This window comes from Halomonas sp. AOP27-A1-41, assembly GCF_052378605.1.
Taxonomy (GTDB): domain Bacteria; phylum Pseudomonadota; class Gammaproteobacteria; order Pseudomonadales; family Halomonadaceae; genus Vreelandella; species Vreelandella citrativorans.
On sequence record NZ_JBQSXT010000003.1, the window covers coordinates 147,388 to 170,928 of the forward strand.

A 23,541-nucleotide genomic window follows, 5' to 3' on the forward strand; every position below is an offset into this window, starting at 1 on the left:
CTATACATGCAGTATTTACAAGGCTTACCCCACTTTTTGGGCTATCTGATCGGCGCACTCGTGCTTCTCGTTGCGTTTATGTACTGTTATAGCCGTATCACGCCCCACCACGAGTGGACGTTAATTCGCGAAGGTAATGCAGCGGCGGCCACGGCCTATGCAGGTTCTATCGTCGGTTTTACACTGCCGCTCTATAGCGCTATGGCCAACTCCATCAGTTTCATCGATTTCATCTTGTGGGGCATCATCGCGTTTGGTGTTCAACTGGCGGCTTTCTTTGGTCTGAAGATGGTGTTGAAGAATCAGGGAGAAAGCCTGTCACTGCATATCACTGAAGGTCATATGGCTTACGGTATTCTGGCGGGTAGTGTCTCCATTGCAGTTGGCCTGATTAATGCCGCCTCGATGACGTGGTAAGGAGTTTAACGATGGCACATAACGATCAGACCCCACACCTGCCGCGACGCAAACGCAGCGCCCGCCTCTCGCTTGCGATGATGGGCGCCAGCGCATTCGGGCTAACGGCGTGTGGCCAGCCAGAGCAAACGACCGATGTAAGCTTTGACAGCCCACGCAGCTACCAGAGTGTTGATGAGTGCGTGGCCGCCGATGTATATACCCGCAGCGCCTGTGAAGATGCCTACGAGGCGTCCATTAAAGAAGTCCCCCGCTTCAATACGCTTGAAGAGTGTGAGGCTGAACACGGTGAAGGAGCCTGCACGGCCCCCACCGAACAGCAGTCGCAGGCGGCCACCGGCAGCAGTGGCGGTGGCTGGTTTATGCCGGCCATGATGGGTTACATGGTGGGTAACATGATGTCGCGCACCAGCCACGGTGCGACCAACCGGGGAGTGTACCAAGAACCGGTTTACCGCAATCGTCAGAACCAGGGCAACTGGAATACCGCCACTAACCAGGCCAGCCAGCGTGTCAATCAGCGCCACCAGGCCCTGCGTACCACGGCGACTCAGAACCGCCAGGCCACACAGCGTCGCGGCTTCGGTTCTCGCTCATCCGCTCGAGGCGGCTGGGGCTCGTGATGTACCTCGGGAATCTCCATGCTTAGAGTTGATGTTGCAGAACGCGCCAACTGGAAAACCCTGGCCCACGAGCTGGGGTTTCATTTTCATACCATCGGCGGCGAACCCTACTGGAAAGAGAGCGCCTACTACCAGTTCTCGCTGGATCAAATAGAGCGGGATATTGAGGCGCCTACCGAAGAGCTGCATGAAATGTGCATGGAGCTTGTTGACCGTGTCTGTCACTCCAATGCGCTGATGCAACGCCTGGCGCTGCCGGAGTTCATGTGGGACACCATTCACGACTCCTGGGTGTCTGGCCAGCCACACCTTTATGGGCGGATGGATTTTGCCTATTCAGGCCAGGGCCACGCCAAGCTGCTTGAGCTTAACTACGATACGCCCACCTCGCTTTATGAAGCGGGCTTTTTCCAGTGGGTATGGCTTGAGCAGGCAATTCAACAGGGCATCATCCCGCGCCACGCTGACCAATATAATTCCATTCAGGAGCGGCTGATTAATGCAATGGCGCATATTGGCGACCGGCTGAGCAGCGCCGAGATGTACTTTTCATGTATCAAGGATAACGACGAAGAGCGCGCAACCGTACACTACCTGCAGGATGTAGCCGTTCAGGCCGGTTTAAAAGCGCCCTTCATTTATACCGAAGATATTGGCTACCAGCGCGACGGCGACTACTTTATTGACCTGGATAATCAGCCCATTCAGGCACTGTTTAAACTCTACCCTTGGGAAGAGTTGGCCGACGATGCGTTTGGCGAAAAGATTCCCCAGCTGCACACCCACTGGTTTGAACCACCGTGGAAGGCGATCCTCTCTAACAAGGGCATTCTGCCCCTGCTGTGGGAGCACTTTAAGGGCCACCCTAATTTGCTACCTGCCTATTTTGAAGAGCGCTCGCCTTCACCGCTGCCGCCCGGCTGGGTACGCAAGCCGTTCTTTTCACGCGAAGGCAGCAATATTGAACTGTTAACGCCAGAGGGGCAGCGTGAGGCAGTGGATGGCCCCTATACGGACAGCCCCTGGATTCGCCAGGCCTACCACCCCATGCCGCGCTTTGGCGAACATCACGCGTTAATCGGCAGTTGGGTGGTGGGTGATCGTGCTTGCGGGATCGGCGTGCGGGAAGACGTAGGGCGAATTACCAAGGATTCATCCTGCTTTGTGCCCCACGCCATTGTTTAACGGTCAGGAGAACGCGTCTGCTTACTCCGCCAACCATAAGCAGCTAACGGTATCGCCGGGCGTTACCTGATGATGGGGAGGAATAACCGCCAAGGCATCGGCCTCAATACACGACGACAATACGCCGGAATTCTGGTCAGCAAAGGCCTGGGCCGTTATACCGGAAGGTGAAAAATTAAGCGTTACGCGCATATAGTGCTGGCGCGGTCCGGTCGAGGTCTCAAAATTCGCCGTTGCGGTTAACGTTGGCAATGCCTTCAGTGCTGGACAAGCCAACAACGCCCCCATGAGCGGGCGCAAAAATAGCCAGGCCCCCACAAATCCCGAAACTGGATTGCCCGGCAAACCCACAAACCTTGCCTCACTGCCGTCAGCGCGAGGCAAGCGGCCTAGCGCCAAGGGCTTGCCTGGGCGTATGGCCAAGCGCCATAAATCCAGCTCGCCCAAGGCATCAAGCGCGGCCTTAACGTGGTCTTCTTCCCCAACACTGACACCGCCAGTGCTTACCACGACATCGGCGTCAGCGGCGGCCTGGGTTAATAGCGCCACCGTTTGAGCGTAGTTATCTGGCACGCTAACGATCTGCACCACGTCAGCACCAAAGCGCTCAAGCAGGCGCTTTAACATGGGCCGGTTGGAGTTATAAATTTGCCCCGGCGCCAGCGGCGTGCCGGGGTCGACGATCTCATCGCCGGTCGAGAGCAGGGCAACTTTAGGGCGGCGGCGTACGCTCACCTGGGTGATGCCCTGCCCCGCTAAATGCCCCAACGCGGCCGCTTCCAGACGCAGTCCTTTGTTGAGCAAACAGTCTCCCAAACGCACATCCCGCCCTTGGCGGCGCACATTATCGTCAGGCGGAATATTGTCCGGTATCAAGGCCTTGCCTGCCTCAACGCTAACGCGCTCCTGCATGACGACGCAGTCCGCGCCTGCTGGCAATTCGCCACCGGTAAAGATGCGTGCACAGCTACCGGGTGCCAGCGGCGCTACCTGTGTTCCCGCCGCAATGCGCTGGCTGATGGGCAGCCACCGACCCGCATCGCTTGCGCGCAACGCATAGCCATCCATCGCACTGTTATCAAAGGGCGGGACGTTAAGCGCTGCCATCACGTCGTCAGCCAGCACCCGCCCGCCAGCGGCGCCCAAGGCGGCTTCTTCCGCACTGACGGGACTCACGCCAGCCAGCAGCGCTTCAAGCGCGGCACTTACTGGCTGCAAATCAGCCATGCTGGCCTCGCTCGGGAATCACCAGGTTGGCAAAATTGCACGGTTTGTGGCGGCTATCGAGCTGCTCTTTCAAAATGCCTTCCCAGCCCGTACGGCATGCACCGGTTGAGCCGGGCAGACAGAAGATGACCGTGGCATTCGCCAAGCCACCCAGGCAGCGGCTTTGAATGGTGGAGCTGCCAATTTCCTCACCGCTTAACTGGCGAAAACGCTCGCCAAATCCTTCGATATGCTTATCCAGCAGTACCGAAATAGCTTCCGGTGTGGAATCACGCCCGGTAAAGCCGGTGCCGCCGGTGGTAATAACCACCTGCACCCCGGCGTCGGCAATCCACTGGGCCACGATAGCGCGAATCTGGTAGATATCGTCAGCCACGATACGCTTATCGGCGAGCCGATGGCCGGCGGCGGTCAAACTCTCGACCAACTGCTGACCAGAGCGATCATTCTCTTCGGTGCGCGTATCTGAAATCGTCAGTATGGCTATGTTGAGGGCAACCATCGGCTCCATAACGCTACTCCTGACCGCTTTTCTTGGCTTGACGAGCGTCCAACGCCGCCAACTGTTCAGGCGTTGCAGTGCCCTGATAGTGCGTTTTCCACTCGCTGTAGGGCATTTTGTAGACATACTCGCGCGCGGCTTCGTAATCAAGCCGCTCGCCTCGCTCTTCGGCTGCGCTCACCAGCCATTTGGAAAGGCAGTTACGGCAAAAGTCCGCCAGGATCATCAGGTCGATATTCTGTACGTCCTTGTTATCGTCCAGGTGGCTCAGCAAACGCCGAAAGGCAGCAGCCTCAAGCTCAGTGCGAGTAGCCTGATCAAACTCGTTAAAATCTGACATTAGCGTTTCCCTCATAAAAAGTGACTGTCGTGCAGCATACCAAAAGGCACCGCTTATAGGCGCTGTTCCACCCGATAACGTAGCCAGGCGAACCCACTGTTTGATATGGGTCATAGTGCTTACCATCAAGCATCTAACGCATAGACAAGCGCATAGACAAGCAAGGCCCTTGGCCGCCATCATAGCGACAAGGGATCTACACTTGGAAATGGCAAGGCTGATCGGCCAGAGGAGACATGCCAATGATCACGACCCACGCATTAACCGGCATGGTGCTCGCTGGTGGCGAAGGCCGCCGCATGGGCGGGCGCGATAAGGGGCTGGAACCCTTTGCTGGGCTACCTCTGTTTGCCCACACAGCGGCCAGGCTTGAAGGGCAGGTTGCTGAACTGCTGATTAGCGCTAACCGTAACCTTGACGCCTACCGCCTGTTTGGGCGTGTGATCAGTGATACGGAATCAGGCTTCCAAGGCCCTTTAATGGGCATTTATAGCGGGCTGCGCGCAGCAAACACGCCGTGGCTATTGATAGTTCCTTGCGATACGCCGCTTCTCCCGGACAACCTGGTCGCACGCATGCTGGCAGGCATACAAAGCGCCGATATCGCCGTGGCGTTTGATGGTCAGTATCTGCATTCTACGGTGGCCTTGATACGCACCGCACTGGCGGATGATCTTCAGGCGGCCCTGAAAAGCGGCGAGCGTAAAATTCAGCGCTGGTACGCACGTCATAATATGCGCCGTGTGGATATGTCCGACTGTCCCGACGCCTTCGCCAATCTCAATACCGCCGAAGAGAAAAGCCGCTTGGAAGCGCAATGCCTATCCGCCAGGAACGTACCATGACGCTCTCCTGCTTTGAACTTGGCGACCAGATGCTGAGCGTGGAAGAAGCCCGCCAGGCGCTGACAACGCTTATTGAAAGACCGCTTGCCCATGAAGTCATTGACCTGCATCGTGCCCATGGCCGCCGCTTGGCGCACGATATTATGGCACCGATCAACGTACCGCCCAGTACCAACGCCGCGATGGATGGTATTGCCCTTGCCTGGCCAGATACACAGCCATCCCAATGGTCGCTTATCGGTCACTCTTTGGCAGGGCATGGTTTTCAGGGCGCCGTGCCGCCAGGCGCTTGCGTGCGGATTACCACGGGTGCCCCGCTACCGGAGGGCACCGATACGGTCATTATGCAGGAGCAGTTAACAACGCACGGCGAGCACCTTCATATCGCAAACCCTGAGCGCGTTAAGCGTGGCCAGAACGTACGCCTGGCCGGGGAAGATATTCTCAAGGGCAGCCTGGCGCTTCCAAAAGGAACGCGTTTGGATGCCGCTAGTATGGGGCTACTGGCATCGCTCGGCGTGGCACAGGTTTGTGTGGTCCGGCCACCGAGGGTGGCGCTGTTTTCCACCGGCGATGAAGTGACAGCGCCTGGCGCGCCGCTGGAGAATGCCCGCATTTATGATGCCAATCGGTTTACCTTGATGGGTTTATTAACCGAACAGGGCGCTGAGGTGATTGATCTGGGGATTCTTCCCGATGATCAGCAGGCGATACGTAAGGCGTTATCCCACGCCGCCCAAGTGAGCGACCTGGTGCTCACCAGCGGCGGTGTATCAGCAGGGCAAGCTGACTTTACACGGCCTGCCCTTGAACAACTGGGCCAACTAACGTTTTGGCGCGTTGCGTTACGCCCAGGGCGGCCGCTGGCCTGCGGCTGGCTGGGAGAGTCGCGTACGCCCTTTGTGGGCTTGCCCGGCAACCCTGTCGCTGTCATGGTAACCTTTTCACAGTTTGTCGTGCCGTTGCTCCATCACTTGCAGGCATTCGCCATGACTCCGCCACCCAGGCTTTACGCTGTCGCAGATGAAGTGCTTAACAGCCGCTACCAGCGTACTGATTTTTTGCGCGGCATTTACCATAGCGATACGCAAGGTGTGCTCCACGTACGCACGACCGGTGCTCAAGGGTCCGGCATGTTAAGTTCGATGGTCGCGGCTAACTGTCTGATCGAACTACCCGAAGACCAGGACGGTGCACAAGCTGGCGAGGTAGTCTGCATTCAACCACTTGTGAGATGGCCATGACTAAGCAACTAATTGATGACTTTGGTCGCCGAGTTAGCTACGTCCGCATCTCGGTGACCGACCGCTGCGACTTTCGCTGTGTGTACTGCATGAGCGAGGAAATGACGTTTCTTCCGCGTGCCCAAGTGCTCACCCTTGAAGAGATCAGCATGGTCGCCCAGGCCTTTAGCGAACTGGGTGTTGAAAAAATTCGCCTGACCGGTGGTGAGCCCCTGGTACGCCGGGACATAGAACAGCTGGTCGATGACATTGGCCAGTTGCCCGGGCTTAGCGACTTCACCATGACCACCAATGGCGCCAGCCTGCGTAAACATGCCCAACGGCTTTACGCAGGTGGCCTGCGCCGTCTCAATATCAGCCTGGATTCACTGGACCCGGAGCGCTTTAAAAAGCTCACCCGCACCGGCGATTTAACACGCGTTATTGACGGCATCCATGCGGCAAAAGAGGCCGGATTTACCCGCATCAAGTTAAATGCGGTTATTTTAAAAGGTCGTAATGATGATGAGGTGCTGGACCTTGTCGACTTTGCGCGTGACGAAGGGCTGGATATCAGCTTTATTGAAGAGATGCCGCTGGGCGATGTGTCCGACCACTCACGCGCAGAAACCTTCTACTCAAGCGATGATGTACAGGCCCTGATTGAAAAGCGCTATACGCTAACCCCAACCACCGAAACCACGCCAGGCCCGTCGCGCTACTTTAAGATGGCCGACAGTGACAGCCGGGTTGGCTTTATATCGCCACACAGCCACAACTTCTGCGACACCTGTAATCGCGTGCGGGTCACGGTAGAAGGCCGTTTATTGCTCTGTTTGGGTAACGAACACTCGGTCGACTTGCGCGCCGTGCTGCGCCGCTATCCCGGTGATATGCCGCGCCTAAAAGAGGCGATTGTGAATGCGCTACCGCTCAAACCCGAGCGGCACCATTTCACCACCGACGGCGATATTCAGGTTGTTCGCTTTATGAATATGACAGGGGGTTAACTCGTGGCAGCGTTGGCAAAAGTGCCGGTTCATATCATCACCGGCTTTTTGGGAAGTGGTAAAACCACCCTCATTCACCGTCTGATTGAACAAAAGCCTGCGCATGAAACGTGGGCCATTTTAGTGAATGAGTTCGGTCAAATTGGTATCGACCAGGCGATGTTTGAGCAACGCGACGATATCGTTATTAAAGGTTTGCCTGGCGGCTGTTTGTGCTGCCAGCTCGCCTTTGTGATGCAGGCAGCGCTTGTTAACCTGCTGGCACGCAGTAAGCCAGACCGCGTGATTATTGAACCCTCTGGACTTGGCCACCCCGCCGGTTTGCTGGACCTGCTGCGCGGCGAGGCCTTTAACGCTGTCGTTGATGTGCGCGATATTATTGCCACGCTGGACCCACGCCGTCTGGATGACCCGCGTGCGCTCAATCATGAAACGTTTCAGGACCAGTTGGCGATTGCCGATGCGGTAGCCATCACTTTATGGGACCAGGCCACCGATCAACAGCAGCAGGCAGCGCAGCAGTTTGCCAATGCCTTATGGCCGCCGCGTAAATGGATCGAGCCGGTTACCAATGGCGAACTACCACTTGAACGATTAACACACAGTGGCCAAAGCCCTGCCCACGACCAGGCCGTTCCGGAAGCGCACCGCACGTTAACCGCGCCCCCTGGTTTGGAGGGTGGATTTTTTGATTTTCCGCCAGCCAAAGGCGCACCACAGCAGGAAACCGGTGTGGCGCTGGGCTATGTAAGCTTGGGGTTGCGCTGGCACCCTGACGAGCACTTTGACCTGGACAGCCTGGCGCAATGTTTAGGTGAATTACCCCGTGATGCCCGTATTAAAGGCGTGTTTCATACGACCAGCGGCTGGCAGCAGCTTAACCGCGCTGATGGTGCGCTAAACGTAGAAAGTAGCGCCTGGCGGCAAGACTCGCGGCTGGAAATCATTATCCCTGAAGCGCTGGCGAGTACGGTGCCAGATATCACGGCACTTGCGTCAATGCTCTCCCCCGCGCCATTTCATCAAAACGGCTGATATCAAGAAACATCAAGCTCCGCTTCCAACGCGTCGATGGTGACCGGACGCCCAAACAGATAACCTTGATAGGCGTGGCAGCCATGGGCGAATAACCACGCCTGCTGCGCCTGCGTTTCGACTCCTTCGGCGATCACCTCCAGGCTCAGGCTTTTTGCCAGCGCAATGGTACTCTCGACAATCGCCGCATTCGCGCTACTGGTCAGCACCTGGCGCACAAAACTCTGGTCTATTTTCAGTTGGTCCAAGGGTAGCTGAGCCAGGTAGGCAAGGGATGAATAACCGGTCCCAAAATCATCCAGTGAGAGACGAACGCCCAGCGCCTTTAGGAACAACATTTTATCGCGGGAGCTGTCGCGGGAATCCACAAACAGCGACTCTGTCACTTCAAGCTTTAAGCAGTCAAGCGGTGCCTGGGTACGTTCAAAGATAGCCGTGATACGCGGTATAAACTCAGCATCGTGAAACTGCAGAGGGCTGATATTTACCGACATCGTCAAGTGGCAGAACCGGTCATGCTGTGCCCAGCTCGCCAACTGGTAGCAGGCCTTCTCCAGCACCCATGCACCCACTTCAATAATCAGCCCGGTACTCTCTAACAGCGGTATAAAGTCCCCGGGTGATATAAGACCCCGCTCGGGATGCTGCCAGCGCAAAAGTGCCTCGACCCCGGTCGTCTTTCCATTTACTTCCACCTGGGGCTGGTAATAAAGCTGCCACTGGTCAAGCGCCTGTGCCTGCCGTAAGTCTCGTTCCAGATGCGTTGAGGCTAACAGCGCTGCCTGCATATCGGGGTCAAAAAAAGCACAGCGTGTCACGGCCTCTCGCCTTGGCTTGAAATAGCGCCATATCCGCCTGCTGAAGATACTCATTTTGCTCGTTGGTCGAATAGTCCAGGAGGGTGATACCGATACTGGCCGTCACGCTGACCGAGTGCTCAATGAGTGAACTGGTACGGCGTATGGCAACCATCAACTTATGGGCGATGAGCTCAGCCAACTGAGCCGCTTTAGCCGCATCGGTATCCAGCGACTGAATGAGTATCGCGAACTCATCACCGCCTAAACGTGCCAAGGTATCGCTTTCCCGCAGCTGTTGATGAAGCAGACGCGCAACGCCCTGAAGCAAACGGTCACCGATAGGGTGCCCAAACACATCGTTAACCTGTTTGAAATGATCGATACCGATCAGCAGAAGCGCACCATAAGAGCGATGTCGGTGCACCTCTTTAAGCGCTGCGCCCAAGCGGTCCATAAAGAGACGGCGATTCGCCAGCCCCGTCACCGAATCATAAAACGCCAGTTGGTGGATCTCCTGTTCAGCGGCTTTGCGCTCGCTAATATCGGCAACGGTGGCCACGTAATGGGTTAGCTGCTGGTCAGCATTGCGAATTGAGCTAATAACGACCCACTCGGGAAAGATATCGCCGTTCTTGCGCTGGTTCCAAACTTCGCCTTCCCAACGGCCATGCTGTTTGACACTGCGCCATAAACGACGATAGAAACCAGAGTCGTGACGGTTCGAATTAAACATCTTTGCGTCACGGCCAATCACTTCGGCTTCGCTATAGCCGGTAATCTGAGTAAACATCGGATTGGCTTTCAGTATTTTCCCTTCGGCATCCGCGATGATGATGCCCAGGTGCGCCTGAAAAGCGGCGGCCGCGATATTAAGCTCCGCTTCACTCCGTTTGGCTTCGGTAATATCACGCGCGACTAGCAACGTGCCTGAAAAGTGGCCATCAGGATGTACTAAGGGGCTTACTACGGCCTGAAAAAAGTATTCCCCCCTAGGCACCCTCAACTGATATTCAAGCGTCACTGCTTGGCGATGCTGCCTTACCTGCTCAAAGACAGTATCAAGGCGCTTGGATAAACCAGCGGGTATTACCTCGTTATAATGTTTACCTAACAGACTATCTTTGCCTTTCAGCAACATTCCTTCATCCAGGGCATGCGTATAGGTGATTTGATTGTTTTGGTCGAAAACGATGATCAAGTCCTGGATAGAGTTAATAAGCGTCCTGAGCCGAGCTTCTCCTGTCTGGGCTTGGGTACGCGCCTGATCAAGCTCTTTAAGGCGATGTTGTAATAACTGAGCTAACCTTATCCGCTTAAGGTAATGACGAACTCCCCATGCACCCAACAACGTAATAACGATAAAGATACCAATGGTAATCCCGGCGCGCTGACGCCACCCCGCTAACACCTCGTCCAAATTCATACCGACGACCACCCATATCGGATAGTTTCCAACGCGCTGTATCCAAAAAATTCGCTCACGTTGATCCAGAGAAGACCACAGCACGTCCGACCACGGGGTCTGGCCGTTGTCCAGGACGCGTTGTATGGTCGCGCCCTCCACTTGCCCCCCGGTTTGCGTGCGCTCGTCACCAGGATTGCGGGCGATTAATGTAAGCGTGGCATCTACCAGGGCGATGCTTTCACCCTGACGAATCTGCATTTGGTTAACCATGTCGGCAAATGCTTGTGATGCCACACGTGCTGATGCCATGCCCGCAAAGGCACCTGATGAATCTGTCAGACGTAACGCGTGTATCAGAGAGTAGGTTTGTTCCTCGCTGGACCAGTAAAGCGGCGTAACGATATCCTCCATGGGATAGTCAGGGTCGTTCAAGACTTTATAAAAATCCTGGTGACTAAAATCCGCTCCCTGATAGTGGTTATCTCCACTACTGGCGATCATGATTCCCTGGCTATCCAACAGACCCACTCGTTGGACCGGGGGGGCATAGCGATGACGATCGCTTAACATTCGGGACATTTGCGTGGCGCTGACCACATCAGGCATGTTCTGAAGGTCAGCGACACTGACCAGCACGTGGTACGTTTGAGAGAAGATGCTTTCTACCCACTCACCAATCAGGCTGGCACGCGCATCGCTCTGCGCCTCAGCAGAGGCTATCTCCTGCTCACGCTGCTCCTTTAAAAACCAGCCGAATAGGCTAAATAGCAGTAGCAAAGCAATAACGTATAGAGCGTAGACATTGCGACGCTGGTGGCGAAAGGCATCATCGGCAGGCTTTTCGCCCTCTGTGTTCTGGTCCTTTCTCATCAATATATCTACAACGGGCATAGCGCATCGACCTTGGCCAGAAAACAAAAGAGCACGTATACATTGATAGGATGATGTACCGCGTAAACGTCGTCAGCACTACCCTTTATCCTGCCAACCGTTAGATAGAATAACGGCAAACGATTTATTCATTCCATCAATTTAGAATGCTTTAGTAGCGCGATTTATCATATTACAGACATAAAATGCTTTTCATTGGCGCATAGAGGCAGCAGATAAAAATATTATGCTTAACTCTCACTGCTATTCTCACGATGACCTGGCTTTATTATCGCTGTGCGCCCAGGGAAAACGGCATTTCCAGGCTTTGTACGAAAATTGCTTCAATCAACCAACGGCAAGTTAATGTTGGCAGCGGTGGTGTAATGAATATGCGTAGCATCAGCCAATCTGCAATAATGTGCCATCGGTTACTTAACCTTTCGCTGTTTAGATCAAGGAGAGAATGACATGCGTCTGCTACTCGCCCTGCTACTGCCGTGGCTTCAGTTCTTTACCATCGGCCGTCCGTTTGCCGGGCTTATCTGCCTGGTACTCCAGCTTACTATCATTGGCTGGGTGCCCGCGGCGATCTGGTCTGTCTATGCGCTGAGCCAATATCAAACCGATAAAAAGATTCGTAATGCTTCCGGCAGCTAGTCCTCCTGCCCAGCACCTTAACTATCCCGCCCAGTAAGGCGGGATAGTGCTTTATAACGCCCATATAAGTGCTCCCCTTCTGACAACGCCAACCCTCGATAGTCCCACCAAAACGAAAAAATGAAACGTCCTGTTCCATAACACGGTAACGACAGCGCCTCATTTTTTTGCCAATATGAGAAAGAGTCTCATATAAAACTTTTTCTCATAAAAGGAATACCCATGAAGCCCAAGGTTCTCGTCACAACACTGCTTGTCACAGCGGTTAGCTCTGTTGCTCATGCCCAGGAACGTATTGCCACCTTTGATTTAGGCAGCCTGGATACACTGGATGCACTGGGTGTTAGTGACCAAATCGTGGGGATTCCCAAACAGATTCTTCCCGACTACCTGTCAACCTATAACGACGACGCGTATACCGACCTTGGCGGCTTACGCTCTCCTGACCTTGAAGCCGTTGCCGCAAGCGAGCCCATCCTTATCCTTTACACTGGCCGTCAAGGCGAGTGGGAAGCGGAGTTCGAAGAGATCGCCCCGGTGCTCAATACCAGCCTACAGGGCGATGATTACCTGGTAGCCTTTGACGACAACGTGCGCCAGCTTGCCAGCCATGCCGGTGTTGAAGAGCGCGCTGAAGAAGCACTAAAAGAGCTGCATGCCGATATTGAAAACCACCGCCAAGCGCTGGATGAAGCGTTGCGCGTACTGGTGGTTACCTCTAATGACGGCAACCTGGGGTTGAACACCCATCCGGTCGTCCATGACGTACTGGGTATCAACACATTAGAAATGCCGGATAGCGTTACCAGCATAACGCGCGGTAGCCGCACCTTTACACCGCTGACGATGGATGCCATTGGTGAGATCCAACCCGACGTATTGCTGGTGGTTGACCGCAGCGCCGCCATTGGTAACGAGGCCGCTGATTCCGATGCGTTAACGCAAGCGCTAGCAGATGCGGGCACACCGGATACACGCCTGGTCGTACTGACCCCGGCCCTTTGGTACTTATCCGGCGGCGGCCTGCAGAGCCTGAAACTGCAAGTTGATGAGGTCGTTGAAGCGCTATAAGCGTCTACCACGATGCATGACCAAGCCCCCGTGTCGCTAGACCGGGGGCTTTTCATTAGGTATCAATGCTTAACGTATAAAATGGAGCTCACCAGTCACCCGGGCGGCGTATGTCCATTTAGTTTGGCGACCAACGTGCCCATTTATTGTGATGAGTCGTTTTGACGTATAACGAAGCACTGCCCGCCGCAGGCGCCTCCAATAGTGCCTGTCCCAAACGGCTTACCGAACTGGTAAATGCCGATTGGGTCGATTAAGCAGCACGCTCGACAAGGTTTTACTTGGCCTCTAGCTGCGCATTCACAATCGGCGTAAGATAGGTGGGCTGCTATGCAGCAATGTTCTCAGGGCGGGGTGAAAGTCCCCACCGGCGGTGATGGTACCTTTCCTAACGAAAGCGGCCTAAGCCCGCGAGCGCTCTCACTGGTCTGCCCGTGAGAGGTCAGCAGATTCGGTGAGAAACCGAAGCCGACGGTGATAGTCCGGATGAAAGAGAACGGCATCCATTCAACGGCGTTATTCCACGATGAAAGCCCCCTGGAGGCGTACGTTATGCCTATGGCGGATGCCGAATGCCCTGATTCTGGTACCACTTATCCAAGAGAATGACCATGAATCAGACCTTTCCTTTAACACTCTCCTCACATACCACGTCCCAGCGCATTGCGTTTATCCAGGGCCATTGGCACAACGATATCGTCGGCCAGGCCTACCAGGCATTTATTGAGGAAGTGGAGCGCAACGGTTTATCTGCGGACCAGGTAGATACGTTTACCGTTTCAGGCGCCTATGAAATTCCGCTGCAAGCCAAGGTACTGGCCGAAAGCGGCCGCTATGGCGCGATTGTCGGTGCTGGCTTCGTGGTAGATGGCGGCATCTATCGCCACGACTTCGTCGCCCACGCGGTCATCGACGGCATGATGCGCGTCCAGCTCGACACCCAAGTGCCGGTCATTTCGGTGGTGCTCACGCCGCACCATTTCCATGAGCACAGCACCCATCACGACTTCTACTTCCAGCACTTCCTGGCCAAAGGTAAGGAAGCCGCCAGTGCGTGCCTGAACACCATGGAAAATCTGCACCGCGCACGCAAACTTAGCGACGCGTAAGCATTCTCCTGGCCCGGCGAATGCCGGGCCAAGCGCTCACCAGCGAACATGATTCTCCTGCTTTCTCCTGCTCTACTCACGCCTCATTCACATCCAGCAGATAGCTATAAAACGCCGTGTTGCGCTGCCAGCCAAGCGTTTCATACAGGTGCTGCGCGCGCTTGTTCTCCACCTGCGTCATCAATACCAGCTTTGTAACACCGTGGTCTTGGGCCAAATCGGCGGCGGCGCTCATTAGCGCCCTACCTACGCCTTGGCGGCGATACTCAGGCAGTACGTAAAGATCGTTCAACGTCCATCGTGCATTCATGCCTACCGTCGATAAGCCGGGAAAAAGTTGCACGAAGCCGCTGATTTTCCCCGATGCGTCTTCACTGACCAGAATGAACGAGTCGCCCAACCCAAAGCGCTGGTTTAAAAAGTAGCGCGCGCCCTTTAAGTCGCTTTGTTGCTGATAAAACTGGCGATAGTCATCCAGCAGCACGCTAAGCGCGTCCAAGTCATCAAGTACGGCAGCCCGAACATTATTCACAGTGGCGCTCCTTAAAAAGAGGTGGGAATAGGCAAGTCTCTCGTTATAGTGGCTCTTGGTGAAGAACCAGTTTATTAAATAGCGAGGGAACCAGTGAAGCAGCGAACGCCGTCGAGTGAATGGCTTATTGATGCCTTGGCGCTACAGATTGGCACCCAAGAAACAACCACGCTGGTACATCAGCTTTACAGCGCGTTGCGCCGTTGGATTCAACACGGCGAACTGGCCGCCGGGAGTCATTTGCCCTCTTCGCGGCACCTGGCGCGCGGCTTGGGTATCAGCCGTAATACCGTGCTGGCAGCAATGGACCGCCTGCTAGCCGAGGGGCTGGTGGTCTCTCGGCGGGGCGCGGGCATGTATGTGGCCAACTTGCCTACGCTACCGACTCATCCCAAGCCACCTTTGGAAACGGCGTTTAGCTACTCAACACGCGGGCAGGCGCTGATTGACCGTTGCGGTACGCTAAGCCAACACTATCAAGCGTTTGCGCCGGGCGTGCCGGGGCTGGATCTGTTCCCCCACGCTCAGTGGCAGCGCCTTTTAAGGCGCCACTATCGCCAGGCCGATACGGCATGGCCTTCCTATCAAACGCATGGCGGCTTGCCCGCGCTTAAAGAGGCATTGGGTGATTACCTGACGCTTTCCCGCGCAGTGCGCTGTCGCCCTGAGCAGATTGTGATCACGCAAGGCGCGCAGCAAGCGTTCGAGCTGGTGGCCCAGCTGCTGACCGATAGCGGCGACACAGTGTGGATGGAAGAACCCGGCTACGGCGGCGCGCAAACCTGCTTTTTGGCAGCGGGACTGAACATTGTCCCTGTGCCGGTCGATGAAGACGGGCTGAACCCGGTGTGTTGTCCGGCTAATACGCCTTCGCCGCGTTTGATCTACGTGACGCCCTCCCACCAATACCCGAGCGGCGTTACCATGCCGGTTCCACGACGCTTGGCCTTACTCGAACACGCCGCCAGGCACGGCGCTTGGGTCATTGAGGATGACTACGACAGCGAGTTTCGCTACGACACGCCGCCCACGCCGTCGCTTCAGGGCTTGTCGGAACAGGCATCCGTCATCTATATCGGCACGTTCAGCAAGGTGCTCTATCCAGGGCTTAGGCTGGGTTATATCGTGCTGCCCGAGGCGTTGGCCGATACGTTTCGGTTGGCTCACGCTCGCCTGCACCGCGAAGGCAACTATCCCATTCAGTCAGCGCTTGCTGAGTTCATTGCCAAAGGTGACTTTTCACGCCATATCGCCCGAATGCGCATGGGCTATCGTCAGCGCCAGGCTTGCCTGCGCCGTGCACTGGCCCCGGCTATTGACGCCGGTTTAAAGCTCTCCTCAGGCCATGCGGGGATGCATCTGGTCGCCGAGTTGGATACTTTAAATCAAGAAGCGCGCCTGGTTGAACTGGCCCAACAGGCACACATTACGCTCTCCCCTCTCTCCCGGTACTATCTGGGGCAACCACAGCGTGCAGGGCTTGTGTTGGGCTATGCAGGCGCGACGGAGGATGAGCTACTACGTGCGGGCCGCTGGCTCAGCCACGCATGGCTAAATCTGACATCGTTATAAATCCTGACATTTTTATAACTAAAACAGGGGAATCACTATGGCGAACGCATTTATCGCCCCCGATGGGCACGCCCGCTGCTACTGGTGCGGCGGTGCACCGGAGTTTCTGCCCTACCACGATAACGAGTGGGGCTTTCCCGTTGATAACGATCAGCGCCTGTTTGAAAAGCTCTGCCTGGAGAGCTTTCAGTCCGGCTTGAGCTGGCGGACGATTCTCAACAAGCGCGAGAACTTTCGTGCGGCCTTTCATCACTTCGATTTTCATCAGGTCGCGCGTTTTGATGAGCGTGATGTGCAGCGATTACTGCAAGACGCGGGCATTATCCGCCATCGTGGGAAAATTGAGGCAGCGATCAATAACGCGCAACGGGCACAGGAATTAGTCGTACAGGAAGGTTCGCTGGCGGCGTTCTTCTGGCGCTTCGAGCCAGCGCACAATGCGTTAAAAGCGCCGCAAACCCAGACCGTCTCGCCTGAATCCATCGCGCTCTCCAAAGCGCTGAAGAAACGCAGCTGGAAATTTATTGGCCCCACTACGGCCTTTGCGTTGATGCAGGCGATGGGGCTGCTCAATGACCATTCGCTGACCTGCGTAACACGTGAACGCGTAGAGCAGGCGCGCTTGCAGTTTCAGCGGCCCGTTTAGGGCTTCTACATACGTTAGGGCGCCAACAATCGCCTGGCGGACGGCGTCAGAAACGGCCATGCTTAGAGCAGTTCAACGGCCTGCGTATTCTCGGTACGCCTTCTTGTAGTAGTGTATCGACTGACACGCTTATCTATACACCAAACAGCAGCAGAACATAACGTTCTCAACGGGGTTTAATGTGGCTCAACCGCTCTCTTCGCAAGCAGACTCTCACGCATCGCGATGCAAAGCATGGAGCGTACATGCTCTCACCGCTAGCGGCGTACTACTGGGCGTCATGGCGCTATTCGCTTTGATCGACGACAATCCGGTGGCTTGTCTGCTCTGGCTGGGGGCGGCGATGATGGTAGATGGCTTCGACGGCACGTTGGCGCGCAAGTATGAAGTGAAAACCATCCTGCCGCACTTCGATGGCTCAACACTGGATATGGTCATTGATTATCTTACCTGGGCGTTTATTCCCGCCCTGTTTATCTACTACTTTATCGATTTGCCGACCGGTTTTTCACTGCTGGCGGTGTTTATTATCCTGCTCTCGTCGATGTTCTGTTTCTGCAACACCAATATGAAAAGCCAGGATAACTATTTTGTTGGTTTTCCGGCCGCCTGGAATATCGCTGCGGCCTATTTCTACATTCTCGACTTCCCGCCTTGGCTTACCTTTGCCGCCATCATCGTACTGGCCATTCTCACCGTGACTCGTATGAAGTTCCTGCACCCCTTCCGGGTGCGCAAATTTATGCCACTTAATATCGCCGTTACATTGTTGTGGTGCCTCTGCGCAACGCTTCTTATCCTCCCAAGCTCTGAGCATGCTGTTTGGGCACTATGGGGATGGGGCGTCGCCTCGGTCTACTTTTTTGGCATGTGCTTATGGCGGACAGCCCAGGAGTGGTTCGTCTGAACCCGACATTGGTTAACAAGGAGGTAGCACGATGTCACTAACGCCGACTCAGGAGAAGAAATTCAGAGCCCTGGCGGCAGACATCGAAGGGATTGATGTCGAGGTCTACAAACGCTTTGAGCGCGATCCCTTGGCGCCGATCATCGGCTTGGGCAAGCCGAACCTGCGCATCGGCTTTTTTGGCCGCGACCCAGGTCGTGACGAGGTACGTCACGGCGAGCCGTTTATCGGTGCTGGTGGCCAGTTGGTCAGAAAAGCGCTTTATGAGCAGCTCTACGGCGAGACGATGCCAGACTTTGCAGCATCAAAAGCCGTGGGCGAGCACTTTTTCTGGATCAATACCGTGCCCTACAAGCCCCTAGGCAACAAGGCGTGGTCGATGAAGGTTAAGCGTCACTTTCACGGTTTAATGAACGAAGTGCTGATATCGCGCTGGGAAGGACGAACGCTGATTACGCTGGGCCGAGAAGCGTTCCTGTGGTTCGGTATCGGCCGCTCAAAAGAGGAGCGTGCGCGCCTGGAAGCCTTCTGGAAGCAAGAGGACCGCTTTGAAAGTAGCATCGAGGTGACGTTAGAGGGTGATCATGGAAAAGAGCAAACCTTTAATCTTTATCCGCTGCCGCACCCCTCCCCGCTCAACCAAACCTGGTATGCCCGTTTTCCGGGCCTCTTGAAACAGCGTCTGGAACAGCTAGACGTGCGCCAAGACAACCTCACCCTGTGACAGCGTAGGAACGCCCGTCTCAACGGCCGATGTAAAATAACTTACAAAGAAGAGCACCGCCATGAAACCCAAGATCAGCCTGATTACTCTCGGCGTGCATGACCTAAAGCGCGCCATACAGTTTTACCGGGATGGCCTGGAGTTGCCAGAACATGAGACAGACAGCGACGAGGTGGCCTTTTTCAAGATGGAAGGTGCCTGGCTATCGCTGTTTTCGAGAGCATCATTGGCTAGCGATATCGGCATTACCGATGACTCAAAAGATGGTTTCAGCGGTATCACGCTGGCCCACAACGTCGCCAGCCAAGAGGCCGTTGAACAAGTGCTTCAACAAGCGATTGCCGCAGGCGCCGAGCTAATCAAACCAGCAGAAGAAGTGTTCTGGGGCGGTTACTCCGGTTATTTTCGCGACCCGGAAGGCCACTACTGGGAAGTCGCCTACAATCCCTTTATGGATCTGACGTGAGTTACTAGCCAAGAGGTTCATCCCCGCGCCTGCGGGGAGTGGATAAAAGATAAATTCAACATTATTGTCCTTATCTTGAGTTTTCGCACGGGCAAACTCGTGTGCCATTTCAAAGCAATCGCGAGCGAATCGATGGGCGAGTTGGTTGAACAATTTTGCCGTGTTGGACCAGCATTCGCTCCGAGGGCGGTGATGCTACAGCGGCTGCAGCATTGAGTGCGTCCACAATCACAAAACTCGCCTCGTCACCGATTGCGAATCCCGGTAGCGCACGACCAATCGCCCTTGCGGAGTCCACCGAGATCATGTCAAGAGCGACACCCAGTTGTTCGTCGGTATAAAGACCGGAGCGGTAGCCGATCAGCATCGCGCGTTCAAGCAAATCACCATTGCCGTAAGGCCACCATGCATCGCGAATATTATCATTGCCCGCGAATACATGAACGCCTTCCGCGCGTAGTACATCGATCGGTGGGAACGGATGATCTCCCGGCGCATTGGTTAGTATAGAAACGCCCGCTTCGGCGAGGATCGCCGACACACGACGTGCCTCATCACGGCTCACATCGCCAAGTGCGTAAGCATGGCTAATGGTGACGAGGCCCGACATACCGGCTGCTGCCGCTCGCGCGGCAATACGCTCAATCTGCTTGATACCGCCTGCTCCGTGCTCATGCAAGTGGATGTCGATTTTCGCACCGTGGCGCTCGGCCGTGCCAAACACCACATCAAGATGCGCATCTGCATCACCGTCAAACTCGGTAGGATCAAGCCCGCCTACCACTGTCGCGCCTTCACGCATGGCGGCATCGAGCAGATCCGCTGTACCGGGACTAGACACAATGCCAGCCTGCGGAAAAGCAACGAGTTCTACGTCGACCCGGCCCTTCCACATCTCGCAGGCAGCAACGACGGCATTCAGATTATCGAGTCCGAGCACTGGGTCGATATCAACGTGACTGCGCATTGCTACCGTGCCAAAAGAGTGAGCCTGCGCGAGCAGTGCCTCGGCGCGTTCAACAACCGGCAATGCGCTGGATAGAAGGCGCTTTTCAACGTCAAGCCGCTCACGAAGGGAGCCAACCGGACGATGAGGAAACCAACCGTCGCCAACAAAGCTCTTATCGAGATGAATATGGCCCTCCACAAAAACGGGAAGGACAGTCAGTCCATCAAGATCGATTTTTTTGGCGTCGGTTGAGACAGTATCGATAGGAACGAAGCACCCATCGCGCGTGGCGAGATCACTTTTGTTGCCATCAGGGGTCAAAGCGTTGGCGTAAATGAATTCATTCATATCAGTGTGTTTCCAATTCTGGTTTTGGAGTCATACGACTAAGCTCTGCTCAGGAGGAACTGCTCGTGCCTCCGATAGAATCAGGACAGTGCCATTTTCCTCGAAGAGGTAAATCAACGATCCAATCGATAAAATGCCAAGTGGCTAGGCATTTTTCGCCGAACACCCAGCCCAATTACGATAAAGGTCAGACTGCTCCGCGTCGTCAGGAGGCAGATGCTGGATAGAGGCCCATTGTTGATCACCAAGCGGCTGCGACAGCTCGGCTGATCACTTTGCCATCCGTGACCAGCACGGCACCGAATGGACGCCCTCCATTGGCAACATTCTTGTGGGCAAGATTGATCGCCTCGTCCAGATACGCCTTGTCATTCATTTCGCACCCGCCTGTTCTAGCAAACTAGCGATGTCAGCATACCCGCGTTGTCGCGCATGTTGCAGCGGCGTGATCCCTTCCCTATCAGCCAGGTTCACGTCCGCGTTGGCGTCGACCAGCAGCCCCACAATCTCTCCGTATCGCGGTCCGCCATCGCCGAGGATGATAGCCTCCAGCAACGCCGTCCAGCCGAGGTTGTTGACATGATCAATATCCGTGCCGGCCTCTATTAGGGTTCGAACAGTCTCCACATGCCCCCGTTCCGCCGCAGGAATCAGCGCCGTACCGCCATAGCGGTTGACACTCGCCAAATCAGCGCCATGGGATAGCGTCATCTGCAGTATTTCCAGATGTCCGCGCGCGCCCGCATAGAGGTAGGGGCTATCTTCGATGTCGTCTTTAGCGTTCACATCAGCCCCGGCGCTAATAAGTAGACGAGCGGTCTCAACTCGGTTCGCATGGGTTGCAGCGAGTAATGCTGTCCGCCCACGACTATCCCTCGCGTCGAGCTGTATATCGCTGGCGATCATTTCTCGAACACCAGCGATATCATCGTTTTCAGCAGCGGAGATCAGCAAAGGGTTAGCCTGAGCGACAGGGACTCCGCCAAAAGCAACGGAATCAATCATGGTTATACATCCTACGAGGAGAGTGAAGGCGAAAGTGGCCTGTAAGCGGCTGCGCATAAAAGTCCCTTCTTGCTGATAAAAATCATAGACAAAAATATAGTGGACAAAAAAGTCATTTGGAAATTAAATATCTGAATGAAAACCAGTGATAAATCGAATAAGCCGTTCAACTCCGACCTGTTGCGCAGTTTCGTGGCGGTGGTCGACACGCGCAGCTTTACAGCCGCAGCACGGCAATTGAACTCAACTCAATCAACGGTCAGCCAGAAGATAATGAGGCTGGAAGAGGTGGCAGGCGGGCTTTTGATTGATCGCGGACGCAATAGCATCACACCCACCGAGGCGGGCGAGCGACTGCTGGGTTATGCACGTCGTATCCTGGCACTGAACGCGGAAGCTGCCGCCGTCGTGTCTGGAGTAGCGCGTCATATCACCCTTCGGCTCGGTCTGCCCGAGGATTTCGCTTCGGGCCGGGTGACACAAGTACTTGCGGCGCTTGTCCGGCAGCATCCGAACTTGAAGCTGGAAGTTACCAGTGGTCTGAGCCGCAATCTATACGGTGCCTATAATCGAGGGGAGCTGGATCTAGTTCTGGTCAAACAGCATCGCGGCGAGGCCCGCGGAGTAATGCATTGGCCCGAGCCGCTGTCCTGGTATCAAAGCAAAAATCATGCGCTGGCCGATTGCGACCCGCTGCCGCTTGTTGCCTTTCCTTCGGATGGATTGTATCGCGCCCAAATGATTACTGCCCTCGATAACGTCAGGCGCGGATGGCATCTTGTTTACACGAGTTCCAGCCTCGCCGGCCTGCTGAGCGCGGTCAATGCCGGTCTCGGGATTAGTCTTCTTCCAAGGCGCGTGGTCAATTCTGGCATGCAAGAAGTTCCGACCTTGCCTGCTGTTGACGCCATGGAAATCGCAATCCACCAAGCGGACCAAGACAGTCCTTTCGTATCCGAGATCATTCAGATACTTGCGGATGAGGTTGAGCGATAGGCCTCTTAGGGATGGTGGTGCCATCGGTCGTCGACAATATAGAAGACTCATTCATCTGAACTGACCCCAAAAACTTGGACAGTAAAACACTAAGCGGATAAGGCCTGAGTTCGGTACTGCACCGGGCTCAGGCCTTTTAGTTTGGACTTAATGCGCTCGTAGTACCCTTTGGCGACGAACTCTGCCACCGCTAGCTGCGGTAATGTGGCCGACGCTCCGGTCGAGACGTACTTCATGTATAGCGCTTGATCACGATAGCGCCCCGGCGCTAACCAGCCGACCCGCAAGCCTGGCCCCACCGTTTTGGAAAAACCGCTGCACAGCAGTACGCGCCCGTCGTCATCAAAGGATTTAATAGTGCACGGTCTGGGCTAGGTGAAGGCCAGATCGCCGTAGATATCATCTTCAATAATCGCAACATCAAAGCGCTGGGCAAGCTGAAACAGCGCCCGCTTACGCGCCTCGGGCATCGTATAACCCAATGGATTATTGAACGTAGGCGTCACCTGTATGGCACGAATCGGCCACTGTTCAAGGGCTAGCTCCAACGCCTCCAGGCTGATACCGGTTTGCGGGTCGGTGGGTATTTCCAAGGCCTTTAACCCGCTGGCCTTGAGAATCTGCATGGTGCCGTAGAAGCTCGGTGAATCCTCCGCCACCACATCGCCGGGCTTAGTGAGCGTGCGCAGCGCAATGGCAAGCGCTTCCTGGCAGCCCGTGGTGATCAGAAGGTCATCGGGGTGAAGCAGACAGTTTGAAGCCACGGCAAGCTTGGCCACCTGCTGGCGAAGCTCGGGGCTACCGCTTAACTTGTCGTAATTAAATCCATTAACATCACTGCTGCGATGCAGGCCAGCGAGAATTTTCGACAGTGGTTTTGCGTTTCATAATCAAGGTTGGGCACGCTGGCGGCCCAACAGAAGTCGATTATCGTCACTCTGTGTAGCAATCAACTCCAGCACCTGATCCCATTGAGAGATATCCAACGGCCTCTGAGCGGGGCGAGACACCGACTGCCCAGGCACAAAAGTAGGGCCGTAAATCCTTTTGGAAGCACACATTATGAGAAGGAGA

25 protein-coding genes, 1 pseudogene and 1 riboswitch are annotated in these 23,541 nt (G+C 55.3%); of the genes and pseudogenes, 16 read left to right on the forward strand and 10 right to left on the reverse strand.

Annotated features, from left to right (window positions below):
- Positions 1-6: 6 nt before the first annotated feature.
- The 3 genes from ACT3TC_RS03875 to ACT3TC_RS03885 are packed head-to-tail and all read left to right on the forward strand — an operon-like array spanning position 7 to position 2,225.
- The gene (locus tag ACT3TC_RS03875) at positions 7-417 is read left to right on the forward strand and encodes a DUF350 domain-containing protein (protein WP_172117914.1); all 411 of its coding nucleotides are present in this window, start codon (positions 7-9) and stop codon (positions 415-417) included.
- Between the two features lie 11 nt (positions 418-428).
- The gene (locus ACT3TC_RS03880; protein WP_172117913.1) at positions 429-1,040 is read left to right on the forward strand and encodes a DUF1190 domain-containing protein; all 612 of its coding nucleotides are present in this window, start codon (positions 429-431) and stop codon (positions 1,038-1,040) included.
- Positions 1,041-1,058: 18 nt separating this feature from the next.
- Positions 1,059-2,225: a glutathionylspermidine synthase family protein gene (locus ACT3TC_RS03885; RefSeq protein ID WP_193054237.1), complete on the forward strand. Its 1,167-nt coding sequence runs from the start codon at positions 1,059-1,061 to the stop codon at positions 2,223-2,225.
- A gap of 21 nt (positions 2,226-2,246) precedes the next feature.
- Here ACT3TC_RS03885 and ACT3TC_RS03890 read toward each other — a convergent pair whose 3' ends face one another.
- From ACT3TC_RS03890 to ACT3TC_RS03900, 3 genes are read right to left on the reverse strand one after another with little or no spacing between them, the layout of a single operon-like run.
- Positions 2,247-3,452: a molybdopterin molybdotransferase MoeA gene (locus tag ACT3TC_RS03890; protein ID WP_444639189.1), complete on the reverse strand. Its 1,206-nt coding sequence runs from the start codon at positions 3,450-3,452 to the stop codon at positions 2,247-2,249.
- Positions 3,445-3,963 (reverse strand): molybdenum cofactor biosynthesis protein B, encoded by a 519-nt coding sequence (gene moaB, locus ACT3TC_RS03895; RefSeq protein ID WP_172117910.1) that lies wholly within the window; start codon positions 3,961-3,963, stop codon positions 3,445-3,447. Before moaB ends, ACT3TC_RS03890 begins: the two co-directional genes overlap by 8 nt.
- A gap of 4 nt (positions 3,964-3,967) precedes the next feature.
- Complete coding sequence (locus ACT3TC_RS03900) at positions 3,968-4,294, reverse strand: DUF1244 domain-containing protein (RefSeq protein ID WP_172117909.1); 327 nt, start codon at positions 4,292-4,294, stop codon at positions 3,968-3,970.
- Between the two features lie 242 nt (positions 4,295-4,536).
- Between ACT3TC_RS03900 and mobA the strand changes: the two genes are divergently transcribed.
- Genes mobA through ACT3TC_RS03920 form a run of 4 tightly spaced genes read left to right on the forward strand, consistent with a single transcriptional unit; the run spans position 4,537 to position 8,407 of the window.
- The gene (mobA, locus tag ACT3TC_RS03905; RefSeq protein WP_444639190.1) at positions 4,537-5,139 is read left to right on the forward strand and encodes a molybdenum cofactor guanylyltransferase MobA; all 603 of its coding nucleotides are present in this window, start codon (positions 4,537-4,539) and stop codon (positions 5,137-5,139) included.
- Positions 5,136-6,383: a molybdopterin molybdotransferase MoeA gene (gene moeA / locus ACT3TC_RS03910; RefSeq protein WP_444639238.1), complete on the forward strand. Its 1,248-nt coding sequence runs from the start codon at positions 5,136-5,138 to the stop codon at positions 6,381-6,383. The genes mobA and moeA overlap by 4 nt, the downstream gene beginning before the upstream one ends.
- Positions 6,380-7,372 (forward strand): GTP 3',8-cyclase MoaA, encoded by a 993-nt coding sequence (gene moaA / locus ACT3TC_RS03915; RefSeq protein ID WP_444639191.1) that lies wholly within the window; start codon positions 6,380-6,382, stop codon positions 7,370-7,372. The genes moeA and moaA overlap by 4 nt, the downstream gene beginning before the upstream one ends.
- 3 nt (positions 7,373-7,375) lie before the next feature.
- Complete coding sequence (locus ACT3TC_RS03920) at positions 7,376-8,407, forward strand: CobW family GTP-binding protein (RefSeq protein ID WP_444639192.1); 1,032 nt, start codon at positions 7,376-7,378, stop codon at positions 8,405-8,407.
- A gap of 2 nt (positions 8,408-8,409) precedes the next feature.
- Here the strand turns inward: ACT3TC_RS03920 and ACT3TC_RS03925 are convergent, their stop codons facing one another.
- Positions 8,410-9,225 carry a putative bifunctional diguanylate cyclase/phosphodiesterase gene (locus ACT3TC_RS03925; protein ID WP_444639193.1) on the reverse strand — a complete coding sequence of 272 codons (816 nt, stop codon included), beginning with the start codon at positions 9,223-9,225 and terminating at the stop codon, positions 8,410-8,412.
- Positions 9,203-11,482 carry a diguanylate cyclase domain-containing protein gene (locus tag ACT3TC_RS03930; RefSeq protein WP_444639194.1) on the reverse strand — a complete coding sequence of 760 codons (2,280 nt, stop codon included), beginning with the start codon at positions 11,480-11,482 and terminating at the stop codon, positions 9,203-9,205. Before ACT3TC_RS03930 ends, ACT3TC_RS03925 begins: the two co-directional genes overlap by 23 nt.
- Before the next feature lie 471 nt (positions 11,483-11,953).
- Between ACT3TC_RS03930 and ACT3TC_RS03935 the strand changes: the two genes are divergently transcribed.
- The 3 genes from ACT3TC_RS03935 (at position 11,954) to ACT3TC_RS03945 (ending at position 14,322) form a co-directional block, all read left to right on the forward strand.
- Positions 11,954-12,142 (forward strand): YqaE/Pmp3 family membrane protein, encoded by a 189-nt coding sequence (locus ACT3TC_RS03935; RefSeq protein WP_444639196.1) that lies wholly within the window; start codon positions 11,954-11,956, stop codon positions 12,140-12,142.
- 222 nt (positions 12,143-12,364) lie between these two features.
- Positions 12,365-13,213 (forward strand): ABC transporter substrate-binding protein, encoded by an 849-nt coding sequence (locus ACT3TC_RS03940; protein ID WP_444639198.1) that lies wholly within the window; start codon positions 12,365-12,367, stop codon positions 13,211-13,213.
- Between the two features lie 336 nt (positions 13,214-13,549).
- Positions 13,550-13,715, forward strand: a riboswitch (FMN riboswitch).
- 109 nt (positions 13,716-13,824) lie between these two features.
- Positions 13,825-14,322, forward strand: coding sequence for a 6,7-dimethyl-8-ribityllumazine synthase (locus ACT3TC_RS03945; RefSeq protein WP_087110995.1), 498 nt, complete (start codon positions 13,825-13,827; stop codon positions 14,320-14,322).
- Positions 14,323-14,398: 76 nt separating this feature from the next.
- Here ACT3TC_RS03945 and ACT3TC_RS03950 read toward each other — a convergent pair whose 3' ends face one another.
- A complete protein-coding gene (locus tag ACT3TC_RS03950; RefSeq protein WP_444639199.1) occupies positions 14,399-14,854 on the reverse strand; it encodes a GNAT family N-acetyltransferase in 456 nt (151 codons plus the stop codon).
- A gap of 93 nt (positions 14,855-14,947) precedes the next feature.
- Here ACT3TC_RS03950 and pdxR point away from each other — a divergent pair, with 93 nt between their 5' ends.
- The 5 genes from pdxR to ACT3TC_RS03975 all read left to right on the forward strand — a co-directional run bounded on the left by pdxR (position 14,948) and on the right by ACT3TC_RS03975 (position 19,169).
- On the forward strand, positions 14,948-16,426 hold the full coding sequence (pdxR, locus tag ACT3TC_RS03955) for a MocR-like pyridoxine biosynthesis transcription factor PdxR (RefSeq protein ID WP_444639200.1): 1,479 nt from the start codon (positions 14,948-14,950) through the stop codon (positions 16,424-16,426).
- A 37-nt stretch (positions 16,427-16,463) separates the two neighbouring features.
- The gene (locus tag ACT3TC_RS03960; RefSeq protein WP_444639201.1) at positions 16,464-17,072 is read left to right on the forward strand and encodes a DNA-3-methyladenine glycosylase I; all 609 of its coding nucleotides are present in this window, start codon (positions 16,464-16,466) and stop codon (positions 17,070-17,072) included.
- 181 nt (positions 17,073-17,253) lie between these two features.
- Positions 17,254-17,979, forward strand: coding sequence for a phosphatidylcholine synthase (gene pcsA, locus ACT3TC_RS03965; RefSeq protein WP_444639202.1), 726 nt, complete (start codon positions 17,254-17,256; stop codon positions 17,977-17,979).
- A 31-nt stretch (positions 17,980-18,010) separates the two neighbouring features.
- Positions 18,011-18,703 carry a uracil-DNA glycosylase family protein gene (locus tag ACT3TC_RS03970; RefSeq protein WP_444639203.1) on the forward strand — a complete coding sequence of 231 codons (693 nt, stop codon included), beginning with the start codon at positions 18,011-18,013 and terminating at the stop codon, positions 18,701-18,703.
- A gap of 61 nt (positions 18,704-18,764) precedes the next feature.
- Positions 18,765-19,169, forward strand: a complete 405-nt coding sequence (locus tag ACT3TC_RS03975) for a VOC family protein (RefSeq protein WP_444639204.1) — start codon at positions 18,765-18,767, stop codon at positions 19,167-19,169.
- A 109-nt stretch (positions 19,170-19,278) separates the two neighbouring features.
- Here the strand turns inward: ACT3TC_RS03975 and ACT3TC_RS03980 are convergent, their stop codons facing one another.
- The 3 genes from ACT3TC_RS03980 to ACT3TC_RS03990 all read right to left on the reverse strand — a co-directional run bounded on the left by ACT3TC_RS03980 (position 19,279) and on the right by ACT3TC_RS03990 (position 21,471).
- On the reverse strand, positions 19,279-20,466 hold the full coding sequence (locus ACT3TC_RS03980; RefSeq protein ID WP_444639206.1) for an amidohydrolase: 1,188 nt from the start codon (positions 20,464-20,466) through the stop codon (positions 19,279-19,281).
- Positions 20,467-20,707: 241 nt separating this feature from the next.
- On the reverse strand, positions 20,708-20,842 hold the full coding sequence (locus tag ACT3TC_RS03985) for a hypothetical protein (protein WP_264298659.1): 135 nt from the start codon (positions 20,840-20,842) through the stop codon (positions 20,708-20,710).
- Positions 20,839-21,471, reverse strand: coding sequence for an ankyrin repeat domain-containing protein (locus ACT3TC_RS03990; protein WP_444627078.1), 633 nt, complete (start codon positions 21,469-21,471; stop codon positions 20,839-20,841). The genes ACT3TC_RS03985 and ACT3TC_RS03990 overlap by 4 nt, the downstream gene beginning before the upstream one ends.
- Positions 21,472-21,606: 135 nt before the next feature.
- Between ACT3TC_RS03990 and ACT3TC_RS03995 the strand changes: the two genes are divergently transcribed.
- Complete coding sequence (locus ACT3TC_RS03995; RefSeq protein WP_087110977.1) at positions 21,607-22,467, forward strand: LysR family transcriptional regulator; 861 nt, start codon at positions 21,607-21,609, stop codon at positions 22,465-22,467.
- Between the two features lie 89 nt (positions 22,468-22,556).
- On the opposite strand, the pseudogene ACT3TC_RS04000 reads toward ACT3TC_RS03995, so the two are convergent.
- Positions 22,557-23,480 (reverse strand): annotated as a pseudogene (locus ACT3TC_RS04000) (aminotransferase-like domain-containing protein); the annotation flags it as partial.
- Positions 23,481-23,541: the final 61 nt, after the last annotated feature.

Bases quoted from the DNA above. Each gene is read 5' to 3' on its own strand.
- ACT3TC_RS03875 (WP_172117914.1), top strand. From the start codon at position 7: ATGCAGTATTTACAAGGCTTACCCCACTTTTTGGGCTATCTGATCGGC.
- ACT3TC_RS03880 (WP_172117913.1), top strand. From the start codon at position 429: ATGGCACATAACGATCAGACCCCACACCTGCCGCGACGCAAACGCAGC.
- ACT3TC_RS03885 (WP_193054237.1), top strand. From the start codon at position 1,059: ATGCTTAGAGTTGATGTTGCAGAACGCGCCAACTGGAAAACCCTGGCC.
- ACT3TC_RS03890 (WP_444639189.1), bottom strand. From the start codon at position 3,452: ATGGCTGATTTGCAGCCAGTAAGTGCCGCGCTTGAAGCGCTGCTGGCT.
- moaB (WP_172117910.1), bottom strand. From the start codon at position 3,963: ATGGAGCCGATGGTTGCCCTCAACATAGCCATACTGACGATTTCAGAT.
- ACT3TC_RS03900 (WP_172117909.1), bottom strand. From the start codon at position 4,294: ATGTCAGATTTTAACGAGTTTGATCAGGCTACTCGCACTGAGCTTGAG.
- mobA (WP_444639190.1), top strand. From the start codon at position 4,537: ATGATCACGACCCACGCATTAACCGGCATGGTGCTCGCTGGTGGCGAA.
- moeA (WP_444639238.1), top strand. From the start codon at position 5,136: ATGACGCTCTCCTGCTTTGAACTTGGCGACCAGATGCTGAGCGTGGAA.
- moaA (WP_444639191.1), top strand. From the start codon at position 6,380: ATGACTAAGCAACTAATTGATGACTTTGGTCGCCGAGTTAGCTACGTC.
- ACT3TC_RS03930 (WP_444639194.1), bottom strand. From the start codon at position 11,482: ATGAGAAAGGACCAGAACACAGAGGGCGAAAAGCCTGCCGATGATGCC.
- ACT3TC_RS03935 (WP_444639196.1), top strand. From the start codon at position 11,954: ATGCGTCTGCTACTCGCCCTGCTACTGCCGTGGCTTCAGTTCTTTACC.
- ACT3TC_RS03940 (WP_444639198.1), top strand. From the start codon at position 12,365: ATGAAGCCCAAGGTTCTCGTCACAACACTGCTTGTCACAGCGGTTAGC.
- ACT3TC_RS03945 (WP_087110995.1), top strand. From the start codon at position 13,825: ATGAATCAGACCTTTCCTTTAACACTCTCCTCACATACCACGTCCCAG.
- ACT3TC_RS03960 (WP_444639201.1), top strand. From the start codon at position 16,464: ATGGCGAACGCATTTATCGCCCCCGATGGGCACGCCCGCTGCTACTGG.
- ACT3TC_RS03970 (WP_444639203.1), top strand. From the start codon at position 18,011: ATGTCACTAACGCCGACTCAGGAGAAGAAATTCAGAGCCCTGGCGGCA.
- ACT3TC_RS03975 (WP_444639204.1), top strand. From the start codon at position 18,765: ATGAAACCCAAGATCAGCCTGATTACTCTCGGCGTGCATGACCTAAAG.
- ACT3TC_RS03980 (WP_444639206.1), bottom strand. From the start codon at position 20,466: ATGAATGAATTCATTTACGCCAACGCTTTGACCCCTGATGGCAACAAA.
- ACT3TC_RS03985 (WP_264298659.1), bottom strand. From the start codon at position 20,842: ATGAATGACAAGGCGTATCTGGACGAGGCGATCAATCTTGCCCACAAG.
- ACT3TC_RS03990 (WP_444627078.1), bottom strand. From the start codon at position 21,471: ATGATTGATTCCGTTGCTTTTGGCGGAGTCCCTGTCGCTCAGGCTAAC.
- ACT3TC_RS03995 (WP_087110977.1), top strand. From the start codon at position 21,607: ATGAAAACCAGTGATAAATCGAATAAGCCGTTCAACTCCGACCTGTTG.